The following is an 18,890-nucleotide window of genomic DNA, read 5'->3' as shown; positions in this document are numbered from 1 at the left end:
TCGCCGGCTCGTCTTATGCCTGTCGCCCCTGATCAAGGCGCTTCCGCTTTTCTTATTCAAAATCAATTTCTAGTTGGATTGTTAAGTTTGTATAAATCACCATTTCTTTCACTTTTAATTTATATCGTTTATCATTGATTTTTACTTGTTTGTTTTCAATAATTTTTTTTATCAAGTCTTTACTTTTATAAACCGTGTCAATATCTTTTGCAAGCATCATACTGATGTCATCATGAACAGAATCTTCGGTTTCAAGCACACTCAACGAGTCTAGTTTATATTTTTCGGCGTTTGTAATTTTAATATTAATTTTCTGAACCGTTAGCTGTTCAATCTTACGCCGATTAATTTCCTTATACTCATCCTGCCATATCTTTTTCTCATTATTTAAGTCAACAATCTCCTGCTGCTGTTTTTGAATTAACTCTGTGTTTTCTTCCTGCCAAACACCGTAAATATATAGAAATATACACCAGCTAATCGCTCCTCCAACCGCTGTTCCAGCAAAAAACCGCTGCCAGCCGGGTCTCTTGTATAATTGTGGGACCCTCATGACGATATATGCTCCTGAGTTAACCAATTAATGATGAGAGCTCCTGTCTGTGCACCGCCTAGGGCAGAAAGGATGAGTAATAGTTGTTTGAAAAGATCTTTTGTATCCGCATTGAATAAGCCTCTTTCAAAGGTGTATACTGCATCAAATGTTCCGCCAATCGCTGAAACGATTGCCCAAATCCTTAGTGCAGAGGATAACCGGTAGACAGTCGTAAGTGGGGGCTGCCCGGTTAGGAATGAAGCAATTCCACCAATTAAGGAACCGCCAAGCACGACTCCTAGCGCAATAAAGTAGCCCTCAATAAAAGCAGGAAAAAAACCGATTTCTTTCATGAGCAAACCGCCCTTACAAATTGTTATATTCATTTATATGGACAAGAGTCTGGGAATATGAGTTAGCAAAAAAATAAGCCTTATTTAAGGCGATTCTTCTATCAAAATAGGAACATATTTTCTTTTTTTCGCATTAAGCTCTATAATTAAAATAATGAAATTTTTTTAAGAAACGGTGTGACATTATGTCTTTTATTCACCTCCAGGTGTATAGTGCCTATAGCTTGTTGACAAGTACGGCATCTATACCAAATTTAATTGAAAATGCTAAAAGTAAGGGATTTAGCGCCCTAGCCTTAACTGATCGGAATGTTATGTATGGAACGATTGAATTTTATAAACTTTGTAAGAAAAACAATCTTAAACCGATTATTGGTTTAACCGTAGATGTGGAAAGTGAAAGGTCGGAAAATGTTGCTTATCCACTTGTTTTACTTGCCGAAACAGAAGAAGGATTTAAAAACCTATTAAAAATATCAAGTGCTGTTCAAACAAAGTCCAAAAATGGAATTCCGTTTAAATGGCTGAAGTCTTATGCACAGGGGCTTATCGCGATTTCTCCAGGTTTAGAAGGGGAAATTGAACAATCACTTTTGAACGGAAATCAGGAGTATGCAAGAAGGTTAATCCATAAGCTCGACTACATATTCGGGAATGGCAGCTTTTTCTTATCGGTTCAACAGCATCAGTTGGAAGATGAAATCAGGATATTCAATCAGTTTCTTGACATTTCTAAGGAAGAAAACATTCCGCTTGTAGCCACAAACAGAGTTCATTATTTAGAAAAAGAAGATACCTTCGCGCACGAATGTTTATTAGCCATTAAAAATGGTGATAAACTCCAGGATGAGCATAGAGAAAAACTAGATAGCGACCAGTTTTATTTGAAGAGTGCCAAGGAAATGGTCGATAGTTTTTCAGAACATCCAGAAGTCTTGGAAAATTCCTTGAAAATTGTAGAACGTTGTACGGTAAATATTGAACTTAATAAAACATATTTACCAACATTTCCAAACGATAATGGAGTTCCCGCTGAGGAATTTCTTGATCAACTGTGCCAAAAAGGATTGTACGAACGCTTTCCCAACCCGGGCAAGGAATATTTAGAGCGATTGCAATTTGAACTTGCCGTAATTAAACGAATGAAGTTTAGCAACTATTTTTTAATTGTTTGGGATTTTATGAGATATGCCCGCGATCATAATATTTTAACTGGACCTGGACGGGGCTCGGCGGCAGGTTCGCTTGTTGCTTATGTACTGTATATCACAGATGTAGATCCCATTGAGCATAATCTATTATTTGAACGTTTTCTAAATCCTGAACGGGTATCGATGCCGGATATTGATATAGACTTTACTGATCACCGCCGTGACGAGGTTATCGAATACGTTGCAAAAAAATATGGGGAAATGCATGTGGCCCAAATCGTTACGTTTGGAACACTCGCTGCAAAAGCGGCTTTAAGGGATGTCGGCAGAGCGTTTGGCTTAAATACAAAAGAGTTGGAGTATTTATCAAGATTGGTTCCGGCCCGCTTAGGGATAGATTTGAAAGCTGCATTTAAAGAATCAGAATCATTAAGAAGGTTTGTGAAGGATACGCCGCTAAATCAAAGGCTTTTTGAGACAGCTCTCAAACTTGAAGGGCTGCCTCGCCATACTTCCACACATGCTGCTGGTGTAGTCCTTAGTGAGAAACAGCTAGTGGAATTAATCCCGATTCAACGAGGGTCGGGAAATGTATACTTAACCCAATATTCAATGGAACACCTTGAGGAGATTGGCTTACTAAAAATGGACTTTCTCGGTCTCCGAAATCTTTCACTGATTGAAACCATTTTATCTTCTATTTATCGAGATTCGGGAAAGAAGGTTAATATTAAGCAAGTGCCGCTAGTAGACACCAACACCTTTGAATTACTTGCACGAGGCGAAACCACCGGGATCTTTCAGCTTGAATCGGAGGGTATGAGGAAGGTATTGACGAGGTTAAAGCCGTCACGATTTGAAGATATCGTGGCAGTAAATGCCTTGTATCGCCCGGGGCCAATGGAAAACATTCCTCTCTATATTGACCGAAAACATGGTAGGACGGCTGTTGATTATCCCCACCCTGATTTGGAGCCCATCTTAGAGAATACATATGGGGTTATTGTGTACCAAGAGCAAATCATGCAGATTGCTTCTAAAATGGCCGGTTTTTCACTCGGTGAAGCGGATCTTTTGCGGAGAGCGGTTGGAAAAAAACAAAAAGAAGTGTTGGACAAGGAGCGCTATCACTTTGTTCAAGGAGCAATAAAAAAAGGATATACGGAAGAACTGGCGAATGAAATATATGATTTAATTGTCCGATTTGCAAACTATGGGTTTAATAGAAGCCATGCGGTCGCCTATAGTATGATTGCCTACCAGCTGGCATTTTTAAAAGCAAATTTTCCTGAACATTTTATGGCTGGGCTCCTTACCTCAGCCATTGGGAATGATACAAAAATTGCTCAATATATCATGGAAACGAGGCAAAAGGAGATCCTGGTCCTCCCTCCATCGATTAATCAAAGCAAATACTCCTTTCAGGTTGAAAGAGGTGGAATCCGCTATAGTTTGGCGGCCATTAAAAATGTCGGCGGTGCTGCCTTAAAGGAGATATTTCAAGCCAGGAAGCGGAAGAGATTTGATGATTTATTCGATTTTTGTATCAGAGTTTCTTCTAAAGCAGTTAACCGAAAAACACTTGAATTTCTAGTACATGCCGGTGCTTTTGATGAATTTGGCGAAGATCGTGCTGTTCTTTTAGCCAGTTTGGACGTTGCTATTGAACATGCTCAAATCTTTAAACCGGATGACGCTGATCAATTTGCTTTATTTGATGATGACATGATTCCTAAGCCAAAATACGTTCATGTGGATCCCATTAGTCTCGAGAATAAATTGACTTTTGAGAAAGAAGCACTTGGTTTTTACCTTTCTGACCATCCCATTTCCATTTATGAAAAAAAGCTGAAAGCTAGCGGAGCCTTGCTGTTATTTCAATTAAACCCGGAAATGAAAAGGGCTTTTTCAGGTGTTTATATTTCGGCCATGAAATCGATTCGTACAAAAAAGGGAGATTCAATGTCCTTTTTAACGATAAGTGATTCGAGCGGTGAAATGGAGGCTGTAGCTTTTCCAAATGTCTTTAAAAAGTTTCAGGGATTACTGAAACATGGCAGCTTTGTCATTCTCGAGGGGAGAATTGAAGAAAGAGAGAACATGCTCCAATTTATCATCCAGCAGGTATTTGATATGGAACAGTGGCTAAAAACCAATTTTAAGCAACAACCAGTTTTATATTTAAAAATTTCGGCTGGCATAAGTGAGGAAGCATCACTGCAAAAAATAAATCAGCTTTTAAGAGAAAATAAAGGAAACACCCCTGTGGTTCTTCACTATGAAGAAAGACGAAAAACGATAAGGTTAGGTGACGAGTACAGGGTAAAACCGGAACTGCATGTCATGGAGAAACTAAGAAACATTCTAGGTTCAAAAAATGTGGTCTTAAAGGAATAATTCTTTACAACTTTCCTAGATATGTTATAGTGATAAAGAGACGAGTGTGGTCTGACCACTACAGCTGGCAATTAATTATTGGGTATTGATATTTTATATATATATTTTAGGGGTGACAGTTCTTGACTTTACGTGAAGAAGCATTACATATGCATCGAATTCATAAGGGGAAATTAGAGTCAAAATCAAAGGTTCCAGTTCGAAATGCTCATGATTTAAGTTTAGCTTATTCACCTGGTGTGGCTGAGCCATGTAAGGACATCTATGAAAAACCTGAAACTGTCTATGATTATACGATGAAAGGAAATATGGTTGCCGTAGTTTCCGACGGTACTGCTGTTTTAGGACTTGGCAATATTGGACCTGAAGCTGCTCTTCCAGTTATGGAGGGCAAAGCCGTTCTTTTTAAAAGCTTTGCCGGTGTGGATGCCTTCCCAATCTGTTTAAACACAACAGATGTGGATAAAATTGTTGAAACCGTTAAGTTGTTGGAACCAACCTTTGGAGGAGTGAATCTCGAAGATATCGCAGCTCCAAACTGTTTTGTGATCGAGGAAAGATTGAAAAGGGAAGCCAATATTCCTATTTTTCATGATGACCAGCATGGTACAGCGATTGTTACGGTAGCAGGACTAGTCAATGCCCTTAAACTTATTGGAAAGAAAATAACTGAAATTAAGGTAGTTGCAAGTGGAGCAGGAGCTGCTGGAATTGCAATTATCAAGTTGTTATACAGCTACGGAGTTAGAGACATCATCATGTGTGATACAAAAGGCGCGATTTATGAAGGCCGGCCGCATGGGATGAACTCAGTCAAAGCGGAAGTAGCGAAATTTACCAACCGAGATAATCAACAAGGAAGTCTCGCCGATGTCATTAAAGGTGCAGATGTCTTTATAGGTGTATCGGTTGCCGGAGCACTGACCAAGGAAATGGTTGCTTCGATGAACCAAGACTCGATTATTTTTGCCATGGCGAATCCTGATCCGGAAATTATGCCGGAAGAAGCCAAAGCGGCAGGGGCAAAAGTCGTCGGAACAGGTCGCTCTGACTTTCCGAACCAAGTAAACAATGTCCTTGCGTTCCCTGGGATTTTCCGTGGAGCCCTTGATGTTCGGGCAACACATATTAATGAAAAAATGAAGGTAGCAGCAGTAGAGGCTATTGCCGGCTTAATTAACGAAGATGAACTACATGCAGACTATGTCATCCCAGCACCATTTGACCCAAGAGTAGCACCAAACGTTGCTGCTGCAGTGGCCAAGGCAGCTATGGAAACAGGTGTAGCCCGTCTTAAAGTTGATCCTGAAGACGTAAAGGAAAGAACACAAAGGCTCGCAATCATTGGTAAAAGTGAGTGATTTCGTAAGTGACGAATTCCAAAGTTTATTTAGAGATTGTGAAGCAACTAAGAGAAATGATTACGAATGACGGTCTCAAGACCGGTGATAAAATTCCATCTGAACGTGAATTGTCGGAGCGCCTGAATTTCGGGCGCTCTTCCGTTCGCGAAGCATTAAGAGCATTAGAGCTTCTTGGTTTAATTGAGACAAGAAGAGGCGAGGGAACGTTTATCAGAGATTTTCGCGGTCATCAGCTGGTTCAACTCCTTAGCACTTTTATTTTGCAGGACCAAAAAGCTATACGTGATGTGTTTGAAACCAAAAACTATATTGAAATGGATTGCTTGCATTTAGCACTCCAAAAAGCGGATAATCAGGAAATAAACAAGATTAAGGATTGGGTTGAAAAAACGGGACACTTCTCTGATGATGAATTTTTTCAGAGAATAATGGAACTGTCCGATAACCACTTATTCTTGCGATTGTGGTCTATCCTGAATGAGTATTATCATTCACTTGAAGAAAGTCATCTGACCTTTAAGCGGGAATATTATCTTAAATTAACAATCGCTTTAGCCGAAAAGGATCTTGAAAAAACACTATCTGCGTATAAAAAACTTCGAAATTTGTCAAACTCTACCGACAAATACTAACAGATTTTGAACTATGTTTATTTTATAGTGAAAGTTATACAAGCCTGTTAGGAGGGCTATTTTTTAGTCTAATACTGGTCTGACCACGTTTGAATCCAATAGGTATGAAGTGGAGGCAGGATAGAAAGACTTCTATAATAGCAGTAATTTGGAGAATCTTGCCAATGGCAGTCGCGTTACACAAGGGAGGTTTTAATTTGGCGCTTAAAGATCTTTTTACAAAAAATCAACCAAAAAAGAAAAAATATGCAACTATTCCAGAAACGGCTAAGATTGACGTGCCGGAAGGAATTATGTCTAAGTGTCCTTCATGTAAGAAAATTATGTATACAAAAGAATTAGTCAAAAACGCAAAGGTATGCCTGCATTGCGGCTATCATTTTCAGATGACAGCAAAAGAGCGGGTCGATAGTTTTATTGACGAAGAAAGTTTTGTGGAATTAAACGAGGAAATGATTTCAAAGAATCCACTTAATTTTCCGGACTATCTGGAAAAGCTTGAAAAAGACCGGCAAAAAAGCAATCTAAATGAAGCGGTTGTAACCGGCATGGGGTCTGTTAACGGCCATAAAATTGTCTTGGCTATTATGGATGCCTCTTTCCGAATGGGTAGTATGGGTTCAGTCGTTGGTGAAAAAATAACCCGAGCGATTGAAAAAGCAGATGAACTGTCACTTCCATTTATTATCTTTACGGCATCAGGCGGGGCGAGAATGCAAGAAGGTGCTTTGAGTTTGATGCAAATGGCCAAGACAAGTGTTGCCTTAAAGAGATTTAGTAATAATGGCGGCCTTATTATCTCAATTATGACTCACCCAACAACAGGCGGGGTTTCTGCAAGTTTTGCCTCCTTGGGGGATTATAACTTTGCCGAACCAGGAGCATTAATTGCCTTTGCCGGCCGAAGAGTTATTGAACAATCTATTCGTGAGGAATTGCCTGAGGACTTCCAGACGGCTGAGTTTCTTTTAAAGCATGGACAGTTAGATGCGATTATTCCTCGTTTGGAAATGGTAGAACAAATTACCAACATATTAGAAATTCATCAATCTGGAGGTGAACTCGATTGGTAGGAGAATTAGAATTCGAACGCCCTATTTTGGAGTTAAGAAAAAAAATTGCTGAAATAAAAGAGTTCACTAAAACAGCAGATGTTGATTTAAGCACGGAAATCAAAAAGTTAGAGGCCCGGCTTGAAAAACTTGAGCAGGATATATATGAAAATATTAAACCTTGGGACAGGGTTCAAATAGCCCGTCTAGCCAGTAGGCCAACAACACTTGATTATATTTCTTATCTCTTTGACGGCTTTTTTGAGTGCCATGGTGACCGGACCTTTGCCGATGATGAGGCCATAGTTGGCGGTGTTGCCAAGTTTAAAGGATTACCTGTTACAGTGATTGGTCATCAGCGCGGGAAAGATACGAAAGAAAATATTCGCAGAAATTTTGGAATGCCTCATCCTGAAGGCTACCGAAAAGCATTGCGATTAATGAAGCAGGCTGATAAATTTAATCGCCCGATTATTTGTTTTATTGACACAAAAGGAGCTTATCCAGGAAAAGCAGCTGAAGAACGAGGTCAAAGCGAAGCCATTGCTCGGAATCTGTTTGAAATGGCGGGTCTTCGGGTCCCGGTAATTTGTGTTGTGATTGGTGAGGGCGGCAGCGGCGGTGCCTTAGCGCTTGGCGTTGGCAACCGTATTTATATGCTCGAAAATTCAACTTACTCCGTTATTTCTCCTGAAGGAGCAGCTGCTATTTTGTGGAAGGATGCGTCTCTTGCAAAAAATGCAGCTGAAACAATGCGAATTACCGCGCCTGACCTAAAAGATCTGGGCATTATTGATGATATTATTCCAGAAATTAAAGGTGGAGCTCAAAAGGACGTAAAACAGCAGGCAGAGGAAATTGAAAAGATGCTGAAAGCTTCACTAACAGACTTATTAAAACTATCAGAAGAAGAATTAATAGCGGACCGGTATAACCGGTTTAGAACCATTGGCGAATTCACAGTTGCGAAAGATTATATTAGTGTAAATTAAAAAATCGTGCTCTCCACGGGCACGTTTTTTTAATTTTGTTGTTCACAGATTTTTCACGCAAAATCCCTTAAATTGTTAAAGATAACGATTACAAACGAAAATGAAGCGCTACCAGTTTACTAATTATTCCGTCTATTATAATTACTAATATGAATCGGTTGTTAACGCGTTTTCTTCATGTTATTTTATAAATATTCGAGGGTTTTATGTTAATAATAATAAAGTACTAAGAAATGTAGGCATAATTAATTCTTTTACTAACAAAGGTGTACATACGGTTCAAATTATTTCTGAGGTGATAAACATGAAAAAAATAGGCGTACTTACAAGTGGGGGAGATTCCCCAGGGATGAATCCAGCAATACGTGCTGTTGTCCGTAAAGCAATTTTTCATAATGTAGATGTTTATGGTATTTATGGCGGCTATGCAGGATTAGTTAGTGGGAATATAAAAAAACTTGAGCTTGGTTCTGTTGGCGATATCATTCACCGCGGAGGTACAATGCTTCAGTCTGCCCGTCTACCGGAATTTGCAAATAAAGAAGTACAAAAAAAAGGAATTGAGCAGCTTCTTGCTCACGGGATTGAGGGACTTGTTGTAATCGGTGGTGACGGTTCCTATCGCGGCGCAAAAGCCTTAACTGAGCAAGGATATCCATGTGTTGGTGTACCTGGAACGATAGATAATGATATCCCAGGAACAGAATTAACTATCGGCTTTGATACGGCTCTTAATACAGTTATTGATGCAATTGATAAAATTCGTGATACAGCAACATCACATGAACGAACATTTGTTATTGAAGTAATGGGACGTAATGCCGGTGACATAGCTTTATGGGCTGGACTTGCAGGCGGCGCGGAAACCATTTTAATACCGGAAGAAAATTATGATATGAGAGAAGTGGCTGAAAGGCTGCGCAGTGGACATGAACGTGGCAAAAAGCATAGTATTATTGTCGTGGCAGAAGGCGTATGCAGTGGCTACGAATTTGCCCGCCAGCTTAAAGAAACCACTGAATTTGATACAAGAGTTTCGGTTCTAGGACATATTCAGCGCGGCGGTTCACCAACCGTAGCAGATAGGGTGTTAGCCAGCAGGCTTGGCGCACGCGCGGTTGAACTGCTAATTGAAGGAAAAGGCGGACGTGCCGTAGGAATTGAAAATAATAAGCTTGTTGACTACGATATTATTGAGGCCTTAGAGAAAAAACACACGCTCGATCTTGACTTATTTAAATTATCTAAGGAATTATCAATATAGGAATTTGAAGTTGTCTTTTCTAAAATAGGAGGAAAAAAGCATGCTACGAAAAACAAAAATCGTTTGTACGATTGGACCTGCAAGCGAATCAGTGGAAAAATTAACTCAATTAATTAATTCGGGTATGAATGTTGCCAGATTAAATTTTTCTCATGGAGATTTTGAAGAACATGGGGCAAGAATCAAAAATATCCGGGAAGCCTCAAAGCAAACTGGAAAGACCGTAGCCATCCTGCTCGATACAAAGGGGCCGGAAATCCGTACCAATAATATGCAAAACGGAGCAATTGAGCTTGAAGCGGGTAAGAACATCATTATTTCCATGACAGAGGTAGAAGGTACGACTGAGAAATTTTCTGTTACATACCCTGGATTAATTGAAGATGTACATGTAGGCTCAAGAATTCTTTTAGACGATGGATTAATCGGTCTTGAAGTAATCGAAATCAATCAAGCTGAAAAAGAAATCTATACTAAAATTTTAAATAGCGGTACTTTAAAGAATAAAAAAGGTTGTAACGTTCCTGGAGTATCAGTTAATTTACCAGGGATTACAGGCAAAGACACCCAAGATATTTTATTTGGGATTGAGCAGGGTGTTGATTTCATCGCAGCATCATTTGTTCGCCGCGCTAAAGATGTATTAGAAATTCGTCAGCTTTTAGAAGAAAATAATGGAACAAACATTCATATCATCCCTAAAATTGAAAATCAAGAAGGCGTAGATAACATCGATGAAATTCTTGAAATTTCTGATGGATTAATGGTTGCGCGTGGAGACCTTGGCGTAGAAATTCCTGCTGAAGAAGTACCACTTGTGCAAAAAATGCTCATTAAGAAGTGTAATGCCCTAGGAAAACCTGTCATTACAGCTACGCAAATGCTTGATTCTATGCAGCGTAACCCTAGACCAACTCGTGCAGAAGCGAGTGACGTTGCAAATGCCATTTTTGATGGTACCGATGCCATTATGTTATCTGGTGAGACAGCTGCAGGGCAATACCCTGTAGAAGCGGTACAAACCATGCATAACATTGCGTCAAGAGCGGAACAAGCTTTGGATCATAGAGAAATCTTATCAAGCCGCAGTAAGGACACTGAGCACAATCTTACCGATGCAATTGGACAATCTGTAGCCCATACTGCTTTAAATCTTGAGGTTAAGTCGATTATTACACCAACAGAGAGCGGTCACACGGCTAAAATGATTTCTAAGTATCGTCCAAAAGCAGCTATTGTTGCGGTGACCGCTAATGAGCATACTGTACGTCGACTTCAACTGGTTTGGGGTGTTTATTCCCATCTAGGCAGAACTTCAACAACTACGGATGAAATGCTGGATACTGCTGTTGAAACAAGCCTAGAAAGCGGTCTTGTTAAACATGGTGATTTAGTTGTCATCACTGCTGGCGTACCTGTTGGCGAAGCAGGCACAACGAACTTAATGAAGATTCATGTGGTTGGGGACATCATTACAAAGGCCCAAGGCATTGGACGCCGTTCTGCTTTTGGTAAAGTAGTCGTGGCACATGATGCAAAGGAAGCATTGGATAAAGTGAAGCCAGGAACGATCCTTGTTACAATCGGAACCGATCGTGATATGATGCCTGCAATTGAAAAGTGTGCAGCATTAATTACTCAAGAAGGTGGATTAACCAGCCATGCTGCTGTAGTTGGTCTTAACTTGAGCATTCCAGTCATCGTTGGAGTGGACCGTGCCCTTGAGTTATTTAAAGATGGTCAGGAAATTACCGTTGATGCAACAAGAGGAATTGTCTACAACGGTCATGCAAGTGTACTATAAACGTTTAAGCACTTTTTAACTGAGCAAATAAAAAAAACGTCAGGATCCAATTAATTTGGGGCTGACGTTTTTTTATAATCTTCTTGGATCTATTAGGTATATCATATTTCTCGACCTTTAATAAACGCCCAGATGTCATGGAAAACATTTGCACGATAAAGCGTGCTGATAATTACAAGGGTAACTGGCCCAACAATTAATCCTAAAAATCCTATTAATTTAAAGCCAACAAATAAGGCAATAAGGGTTGCTAACGGATCTAGGCCGATACTCGATGACAGGATCTTTGGCTCCATGATCTGACGCTGTACAAGGACAATAATATAAAGAACACCTAAACCAATGGCAAGCCCCATATCACCGTTAATGGAAGTATAAATAATCCATGGCACAAAGACGGCCCCTGTTCCCAAGTAGGGAATAATATCAACAATCCCTGTTGCTAATGCTATGGTAATAGCATAATCTACTCTAAGGATGAGCAAACCTATTAGAATAATGACAGTTGTGATCGATATAAGAGTAAGCTGCGCTTTGATAAAGCCGAATAACGCCTTTTTTAAGTCGGCGAAAACCGTCTTACCACTTGTTTTCGCTTTTTGTGGAAGTATCCGGCCGCCCATTGCAGACAAGTGATACCAATCCTTGCTGATAAAGAAAGTTGCTAATAAAGAGAAAATGAGGACAGTAGCAGCGTTGGGAAACCAAGAAAGGATATTAGGGATATTTCCGAATAGATTTTTAATAAAAGACCCAACCGTTGAGCCGATTTTTGCCCCTACATTTTGAATATTACCAATAATCGTGTCCTGTTGGCCTGCTTCCAGTTTATTGAATACACTTGTTAATTGGTTATAGAAGGGAATAATTTGGGCTGTAAAATAATCCTCTAAATAATTAATCAGTGTATCAAGATGTTCCGGAACCACTGTAGCCAAGTAGGCAGCACCAGAGACAATCTCTGCGACTAAAAGCGTAATTAAACCAGCACAAAAAGCAAATATCACGATTAATGAGATTAGGACAGCAAGAACGCGCGGCATTTTTGCCTTTTTCTCAAGCAGATCGACTAAAGGATTAATCAGAAAGGCTATGATAAGACCTATTAAAAATGGATACGTGACTTTTGATAAAAAATAAAACAGATACAACGCCAAACACACACCGCCAACTACGAGTAATAATCGTATGGACCGGTATATATATTTAAGCTCCAAAAACAGCCCTCCTATAGTAATTAATAACTTCAGTTTAACATTTTATGTTCAAAACTGCATAATTTTCCAGAAAATTTATTCTCTGAAAATATTACGAACCAACTTAGAAAAAGTTTCACTAGATCATAAAAAAGAAAAAAGGCAGATGGCTATTCCAGGCTGTGAAAAAATAGTATGGTAAGATAATTTGGAAAGGATTGGTGAACAATGCTAAGCGAGTCATTATTATTCCTCTTGCTTTTACTCGTCATCGGATTAATTGCGAAAAATAGTTCCTTGATGCTTGCTATTGCTGTCTTGCTATTATTGAAGGCTGGGGGGTTAGAGGCTAAATCCTTTTCCTTTATTCAGTCTAAGGGGATTAACTGGGGGGTAACGCTGATTACTATTGCTGTACTGGCCCCAATTGCCAGCGGGGATATCGGCTTTAAAGACTTAACCTCATCCTTTAAGTCACCATATGCTTGGATTGCGCTTATTTCGGGGATGCTTGTGGCACTACTTGCAAAGGGGGGCGTCAAACTGTTGGCAGATGACCCGCAGATCACTACCGCATTAGTACTAGGTACGATTCTGTCTGTTTCTATATTTAAGGGTGTAGCAGTAGGGCCTCTGATTGGTGCTGGGATCGCCTATACCGCTATGAAAATTTTTGGTTTTTTTACCTAGATTTTTTGTAAAATAATATTTTTTTGCTTTTTTCGGTGTCTTTTCATTCACAAAAATCTGATAATTGTTTATAATAGGCTTGTAAGCGTATCCTTATTTACATAAACTATATATAAATGGTGAATTACTTTTAAAGTCTTTTTTTAAATGATTTTTAAAAAGAAACCTTTCTTGGATTGATTCCGAGCAATCGCTCAGTCCATAAAAAGAAAGAAAAAGATAGGCGTCACTTGACTAAGTCAAATACTATATATCAAGCTTTTAACTCAGGCTGAAACTGATAATTGCTTTCAGTTGTAATAAGTATTTTTGCCTTAAGGAAAATATAACTGTCTTATCAGGCATAAGTGTAATGATGAGCTGACTATTAGTAAATGTCAGCAGTGAGGTTTTTTTAGAAAGATGGGGAAATTTAGAATGTGAGGAGAGATTTTTCTATGACAGTAACACGCGGTCTTGAAGGGGTAGTGGCTACAACATCTTCCATAAGCTCTATTATTGATGACACACTGACATATGTTGGCTATGACATTGATGACTTAGCCGTAAATGCCAGCTTTGAAGAGGTCATCTATTTATTATGGCATCGAAGATTACCAAATGCAGAAGAGTTAGGAGAGTTAAAAACACAGCTAGCTGAAAACTCAGCACTGCCAGATGAAGTCATCCAGCACTTTAAGATGTATCCGATTGAGAAGGTACATCCAATGGCAGCCCTTCGATCAGCAGTTTCATTATTAGGTTTATATGATGACGAAGCGGACTTAATGGACGATGAAGCCAACTATCGAAAAGCAGTTCGCCTCCAAGCGAAAATGCCGGCAATTGTTACTACGTTCGCCCGTGTTAGAAAAGGGCTTGAACCAGTGGCGCCAAGAAAAGATTTAAGCTTTGCAGCCAACTTCTTATATATGTTAACCGGCAAAGAACCTGAACCAATTGCGGTAGAAGCGATGAATAAGGCATTGGTGTTACACGCGGATCATGAATTGAATGCATCTACCTTCACTGCCCGCGTATGTGTTGCAACATTATCTGATGTTTATTCAGGTGTCACATCAGCTATTGGTGCTTTAAAAGGGCCTCTTCATGGCGGTGCAAACGAAGCGGTAATGAAAATGTTAACTGAAATTAGCACACTCGAAAACGTAGAACCATACGTTCGAGGCAAGCTTGCCAACAAAGAAAAAATCATGGGCTTTGGCCACAGGGTATATCGTAAAGGTGATCCTCGTGCCAAGCACTTGAAAGAAATGTCTAAAAAATTAACAGAGCTAACTGGTGCACCGCACTGGTATGATATGTCTGTTCAGATTGAAGCCATTGTTACAGGTGAAAAGAAATTACCGCCAAACGTTGATTTTTATTCAGCTTCTGTATACCATAGCTTAGGAATCGATCATGATTTAATGACACCAATCTTTGCTGTAAGCCGTGTATCAGGCTGGTTAGCTCATATCCTAGAACAATATGAAAATAACCGTTTGATCCGTCCACGTGCGGAATATACAGGCCCAGGCATGCAAAAATATGTGCCAATTGAGCAAAGAGGTTAATATTTTACTTTTTTTCAAAAAATTGATTCAATAGTATTGAATTAATAAAGGTTAGAGGTTAATCTCTCTAACCTTTGATTCAGTCTTTTGATAGATCACGAACAAAGTTTAAGGTTTTTTACATACCAGGAGGGAGACTTACAAATGCAAGGCGAAAAAATCACAGTTACAAACGGCGTATTAAATGTACCAAACAATCCTATTATTCCATTTATCGAAGGGGACGGCATTGGTCCTGATATTTGGGCTGCTTCCGAGAGAGTTCTAAATGCTGCTGTAGAAAAAGCCTATAAAGGCGAGCGTAAATTAATCTGGAAGGAAGTTCTAGCTGGCGAAAAGGCTTTTAACCAAACCGGTGAGTGGCTTCCTAAAGAAACACTTGATGTGATCAATGAGTATCTAATTGCAATCAAAGGTCCATTAACTACTCCTGTTGGCGGAGGAATTCGTTCCTTAAACGTTGCTCTGCGTCAAGAGTTAGATTTATTTGTATGCTTACGTCCAGTAAGATGGTTTGAAGGCGTTCCTTCACCAGTTAAGCGTCCAGAAGATACTGATATGGTCATTTTCCGTGAAAATACTGAAGATATCTATGCTGGTATTGAATATGAAAAAGGATCAGAAGCAGCAAAGAAGGTAATCGACTTCTTACAAAATGAAATGGGTGTTAACAAAATTAGATTCCCTGAAACTTCTGGTATTGGCATCAAGCCAGTTTCTGAAGAAGGTACAAATCGTCTAGTTCGTGCGGCAATTAACTATGCCATTAAAGAAGGACGTAAGTCTGTTACACTTGTGCATAAAGGGAATATCATGAAATTCACTGAAGGCGCATTTAAAAACTGGGGCTATGCTCTTGCAGAAAAAGAATTCGGTGATAAAGTGTTCACTTGGTCACAATATGACCGTATTAAAGCAGAACAAGGCACAGACGCTGCGAACAAAGCACAAGCTGATGCTGAAGCTGCTGGTAAAATCATCGTGAAAGATGCGATTGCTGATATTTTCTTACAACAAATCCTTACACGTCCACGCGAGTTCGATGTTGTTGCAACATTAAACTTAAACGGTGACTATATTTCTGATGCTCTTGCAGCTCAAGTTGGTGGTATTGGAATTGCTCCAGGAGCTAACATCAACTATGAAACAGGGCATGCAATCTTTGAAGCAACACATGGTACTGCACCTAAATATGCTGGTCTAGATAAAGTAAATCCATCCTCCGTTATTTTATCAGGAGTATTACTGCTTGAGCACTTAGGCTGGAATGAAGCGGCAACTATGGTAATTAAATCAGTAGAAAAAACAATTGCATCTAAAGTGGTAACATATGACTTTGCTCGTTTAATGGAAGGTGCAACCGAAGTAAAAACTTCGGAGTTTGGTGATGAGCTTATTAAGAACATGGAATAATCATCTTGCTTGCACAAAGCGCATGAGTGTCTAAAAGGACCTTTGTTCTCTAAATGCTTTATCAGGAACAGGGGCTGTTTTTAACAGCCCCTGCCTGCATGTATATGTTTAAAAAAACTAATACGTTTAAGGGGAGAGCTTAAAATGTCATTAAAACGTAAAAAGATTTCTGTTATCGGCGGCGGTTTTACTGGTGCGACAACTGCTTTTTTACTAGCTCAAAAGGAACTTGGAGATGTTGTTTTAGTTGATATCGCTCCAATGGAAAACCCTACAAAAGGTAAAGCATTAGATATGCTTGAAGCTAGTCCTGTACAAGGTTTTGATGCCAGAATCACTGGTACATCTAACTATGAGGACACACGTGATTCTGATATCGTTGTGATTACAGCTGGTATTGCACGTAAGCCAGGCATGAGCCGTGATGATTTAGTGCAAACAAACCAAAAAGTGATGAAAAGTGTTACACAAGAGATCGTAAAATACTCTTCAAACTGTACGATTGTTGTTTTAACTAACCCAGTGGACGCGATGACTTACACTGTATTTAAGGAATCTGGTTTCCCTAAAAATCGTGTAATCGGCCAATCTGGTGTTCTTGATACAGCTCGTTTCCGGACATTTGTTGCTCAAGAATTAAATGTTTCTGTTAAAGATGTTACAGGCTTCGTTCTTGGCGGCCATGGTGACGATATGGTTCCACTTGTTCGCTACTCCTATGCGGGCGGTATTCCATTAGAAACGTTAATTTCTAAAGATCGTTTAGATGCGATTGTTGAACGTACTAGAAAGGGTGGCGGCGAAATCGTAAATCTTTTAGGTAACGGAAGTGCTTACTACGCACCGGCTGCTTCTTTAGTCGAAATGTGTGAAGCTATTCTTAAAGATCAACGCCGTGTATTACCATCCATTGCATACCTAGAAGGCGAGTTTGGCTATGATGGGATTTATCTTGGTGTTCCAACAATCCTTGGTGCAAATGGGATTGAAAAGGTAATCGAATTAGATTTAACTGCTGAGGAGAAGGCAGCATTAGACAAATCAGCCGAATCTGTCCGAAATGTAATGCAAGTATTAGTCTAATCATATTTTAGATTCGGGGATCACAAGCGGTCTCCGAATTTTTTTTATCAATAATGCGATCGCTTACATAAAGGGGGGTATTCTGATGTTATTAGGAAAAAAAAGAAAGCTAGGCCGAAGAATTGAAGAGATTAGTGTTGGTGAAAAGTTGTCAATAACGGAAAAAATTGAAGATAAGGATCTCCTATTATTCCTAGGACTGACTGATGATGCAAATCCACTTTATATACAGCATGATTATGCTACCCAAACGCCATTTGAAAGGCCGATCGTTCCAAGTATCATGCTAACAGGTATTATTACTTCCGCCGTATCAAAATATCTGCCCGGACCAGGCAGCTATATCTTAAAGCAAGAAATCGAGTTTCTTAAGCCTGTTTATCATTATGGGACAGTTGAGTTTCTATTTGAGGTGGTTGCGGTGAAACGATCAGAGCATGTAGTGGATATTCATGTCGTAGGTGTAAATGAAGCAAATGTAACGGTGATTGATGGGATGTTAAAGGTGTGCCCGCCGCATCGGCTAGAGGATATCCATGGGAAGGCTTTGGATAATTTTTGAATTTGAGTTATGAACAAATTTCTTCATGGACAATCTTAAAAGAAAAGAGGTAATTGCGGTCAAAGAAAGAAGGTTTCATTGACCGCCGAGAAGAAAAAGAGGCCCATAAGGGAAAAGAAAAAGGGTTTCATTGACGGAGGGATAGATAAAGGGGATAAAAAGGTCAATGAAAAAGATCATTGACCTTCTTTTCAGAATAAGGGCCTGCAGGGTAAATGAATATATTCTAATTGCTCAACATGGAAGGTAAGTAGCCTTTATAATCAATGCATTAATAACCTCATTTATGCTGCTCTAAGATCTTCACTCAAAATAACGTAATTTTCTGTCCCCTATCGATTTAAAGTTCTTTTTAAGTATCCGTCGAATGATCTTTTTTGAATCAATTATTCCACACCACTCAAATACACCTTTTGTAGTAATCCTCATACTCGGAAATAATAACCGAATCTCCTCTTCACTTCAAAAAGATAAATAATCTCTTGAAAAAGAATCAAAATATCAATCTGAAAAAATGTATTGTTAACCTCAAGGAGTAAATCATTTAAAATTAAGCAATCACTTTGTAGTTGCTCTCTTAATAAATCAAACTGGACCTCCCCTTCAAAACCTTTCTCTTTATATAGATAGTACTTTTCCTGTTCCGATGTTAAATCCATTTGATTATTTAAGATCCTTAGAACCTTTAACTCTTCTGGTACAGAACGTGGCTTATATGCCATATTACACATCCTTTCTTTTACAAATACTATTGTATAAAACAAAAATGGCGAAGCCAGCGAGAATTGTGAATTCTTTGTAAATTTTTTTACATGAAAGCGGTCTTATTTAACAAATATCGATCTT

General features: G+C 39.2%; 16 protein-coding genes. 12 read left to right on the top strand and 4 right to left on the bottom strand.

What is annotated here, in order from left to right:
- Positions 1-52 precede the first annotated feature (52 nt).
- Positions 53-553 (bottom strand): sporulation membrane protein YtrI, encoded by a 501-nt coding sequence (ytrI, locus tag AAHB15_RS13765; protein ID WP_335571949.1) that lies wholly within the window; start codon positions 551-553, stop codon positions 53-55.
- Positions 550-888 (bottom strand): YtrH family sporulation protein, encoded by a 339-nt coding sequence (locus tag AAHB15_RS13760; protein WP_098532796.1) that lies wholly within the window; start codon positions 886-888, stop codon positions 550-552. The genes ytrI and AAHB15_RS13760 overlap by 4 nt, the downstream gene beginning before the upstream one ends.
- A gap of 185 nt (positions 889-1,073) precedes the next feature.
- On the opposite strand from AAHB15_RS13760, the gene dnaE reads away from it, so the two are divergent.
- From dnaE to pyk, 7 genes are all read left to right on the top strand, one after another.
- Complete coding sequence (dnaE, locus tag AAHB15_RS13755) at positions 1,074-4,436, top strand: DNA polymerase III subunit alpha (protein WP_342042619.1); 3,363 nt, start codon at positions 1,074-1,076, stop codon at positions 4,434-4,436.
- A 122-nt stretch (positions 4,437-4,558) separates the two neighbouring features.
- Positions 4,559-5,797: an NAD(P)-dependent malic enzyme gene (locus tag AAHB15_RS13750; protein WP_098532792.1), complete on the top strand. Its 1,239-nt coding sequence runs from the start codon at positions 4,559-4,561 to the stop codon at positions 5,795-5,797.
- Positions 5,798-5,805: 8 nt separating this feature from the next.
- Positions 5,806-6,432, top strand: a complete 627-nt coding sequence (locus tag AAHB15_RS13745; RefSeq protein ID WP_342042618.1) for a FadR/GntR family transcriptional regulator — start codon at positions 5,806-5,808, stop codon at positions 6,430-6,432.
- 164 nt (positions 6,433-6,596) lie between these two features.
- The gene (accD, locus tag AAHB15_RS13740; RefSeq protein ID WP_335571946.1) at positions 6,597-7,505 is read left to right on the top strand and encodes an acetyl-CoA carboxylase, carboxyltransferase subunit beta; all 909 of its coding nucleotides are present in this window, start codon (positions 6,597-6,599) and stop codon (positions 7,503-7,505) included.
- Positions 7,499-8,476: an acetyl-CoA carboxylase carboxyl transferase subunit alpha gene (gene accA, locus AAHB15_RS13735; protein WP_335571945.1), complete on the top strand. Its 978-nt coding sequence runs from the start codon at positions 7,499-7,501 to the stop codon at positions 8,474-8,476. Before accD ends, accA begins: the two co-directional genes overlap by 7 nt.
- Positions 8,477-8,780: 304 nt before the next feature.
- Positions 8,781-9,740 (top strand): 6-phosphofructokinase, encoded by a 960-nt coding sequence (gene pfkA / locus AAHB15_RS13730; protein WP_335571944.1) that lies wholly within the window; start codon positions 8,781-8,783, stop codon positions 9,738-9,740.
- 40 nt (positions 9,741-9,780) lie between these two features.
- A complete protein-coding gene (gene pyk / locus AAHB15_RS13725) occupies positions 9,781-11,544 on the top strand; it encodes a pyruvate kinase (protein ID WP_342042617.1) in 1,764 nt (587 codons plus the stop codon).
- 101 nt (positions 11,545-11,645) lie between these two features.
- Here pyk and ytvI read toward each other — a convergent pair whose 3' ends face one another.
- Positions 11,646-12,761, bottom strand: a complete 1,116-nt coding sequence (gene ytvI, locus AAHB15_RS13720) for a sporulation integral membrane protein YtvI (protein ID WP_335571943.1) — start codon at positions 12,759-12,761, stop codon at positions 11,646-11,648.
- A 207-nt stretch (positions 12,762-12,968) separates the two neighbouring features.
- On the opposite strand from ytvI, the gene AAHB15_RS13715 reads away from it, so the two are divergent.
- The 5 genes from AAHB15_RS13715 to AAHB15_RS13695 all read left to right on the top strand — a co-directional run bounded on the left by AAHB15_RS13715 (position 12,969) and on the right by AAHB15_RS13695 (position 18,044).
- Positions 12,969-13,430, top strand: a complete 462-nt coding sequence (locus AAHB15_RS13715; RefSeq protein WP_144564487.1) for a DUF441 domain-containing protein — start codon at positions 12,969-12,971, stop codon at positions 13,428-13,430.
- A 437-nt stretch (positions 13,431-13,867) separates the two neighbouring features.
- The gene (gene citZ / locus AAHB15_RS13710) at positions 13,868-14,986 is read left to right on the top strand and encodes a citrate synthase (protein WP_335571942.1); all 1,119 of its coding nucleotides are present in this window, start codon (positions 13,868-13,870) and stop codon (positions 14,984-14,986) included.
- A 144-nt stretch (positions 14,987-15,130) separates the two neighbouring features.
- Positions 15,131-16,399, top strand: coding sequence for an NADP-dependent isocitrate dehydrogenase (gene icd, locus AAHB15_RS13705; protein WP_098532776.1), 1,269 nt, complete (start codon positions 15,131-15,133; stop codon positions 16,397-16,399).
- A gap of 144 nt (positions 16,400-16,543) precedes the next feature.
- Entirely contained in the window at positions 16,544-17,482 is a 939-nt protein-coding gene (gene mdh / locus AAHB15_RS13700) for a malate dehydrogenase (protein ID WP_335571941.1), read from the top strand.
- 85 nt (positions 17,483-17,567) lie between these two features.
- Positions 17,568-18,044: a MaoC/PaaZ C-terminal domain-containing protein gene (locus AAHB15_RS13695; protein ID WP_335571940.1), complete on the top strand. Its 477-nt coding sequence runs from the start codon at positions 17,568-17,570 to the stop codon at positions 18,042-18,044.
- Positions 18,045-18,469: 425 nt separating this feature from the next.
- On the opposite strand, the gene AAHB15_RS13690 is transcribed toward AAHB15_RS13695, so the two are convergent.
- Positions 18,470-18,766, bottom strand: a complete 297-nt coding sequence (locus AAHB15_RS13690) for a nuclease-related domain-containing protein (RefSeq protein WP_342042616.1) — start codon at positions 18,764-18,766, stop codon at positions 18,470-18,472.
- Between the last annotated feature and the right edge of the window lie 124 nt (positions 18,767-18,890).

The organism is Bacillus sp. OTU2372 (genome assembly GCF_038440275.1).
GTDB lineage: Bacteria > Bacillota > Bacilli > Bacillales > Cytobacillaceae > Neobacillus > Neobacillus bataviensis_B.
The sequence above is the reverse complement of the archived record's forward strand: the minus strand, read 5'-3'. Positions and strand labels throughout refer to the sequence as shown.

Bases quoted from the DNA above. Each gene is read 5' to 3' on its own strand.
- ytrI (WP_335571949.1), bottom strand. From the start codon at position 553: ATGAGGGTCCCACAATTATACAAGAGACCCGGCTGGCAGCGGTTTTTT.
- AAHB15_RS13760 (WP_098532796.1), bottom strand. From the start codon at position 888: ATGAAAGAAATCGGTTTTTTTCCTGCTTTTATTGAGGGCTACTTTATT.
- dnaE (WP_342042619.1), top strand. From the start codon at position 1,074: ATGTCTTTTATTCACCTCCAGGTGTATAGTGCCTATAGCTTGTTGACA.
- accD (WP_335571946.1), top strand. From the start codon at position 6,597: ATGGCAGTCGCGTTACACAAGGGAGGTTTTAATTTGGCGCTTAAAGAT.
- pfkA (WP_335571944.1), top strand. From the start codon at position 8,781: ATGAAAAAAATAGGCGTACTTACAAGTGGGGGAGATTCCCCAGGGATG.
- pyk (WP_342042617.1), top strand. From the start codon at position 9,781: ATGCTACGAAAAACAAAAATCGTTTGTACGATTGGACCTGCAAGCGAA.
- AAHB15_RS13715 (WP_144564487.1), top strand. From the start codon at position 12,969: ATGCTAAGCGAGTCATTATTATTCCTCTTGCTTTTACTCGTCATCGGA.
- citZ (WP_335571942.1), top strand. From the start codon at position 13,868: ATGACAGTAACACGCGGTCTTGAAGGGGTAGTGGCTACAACATCTTCC.
- icd (WP_098532776.1), top strand. From the start codon at position 15,131: ATGCAAGGCGAAAAAATCACAGTTACAAACGGCGTATTAAATGTACCA.
- mdh (WP_335571941.1), top strand. From the start codon at position 16,544: ATGTCATTAAAACGTAAAAAGATTTCTGTTATCGGCGGCGGTTTTACT.
- AAHB15_RS13695 (WP_335571940.1), top strand. From the start codon at position 17,568: ATGTTATTAGGAAAAAAAAGAAAGCTAGGCCGAAGAATTGAAGAGATT.
- AAHB15_RS13690 (WP_342042616.1), bottom strand. From the start codon at position 18,766: ATGGCATATAAGCCACGTTCTGTACCAGAAGAGTTAAAGGTTCTAAGG.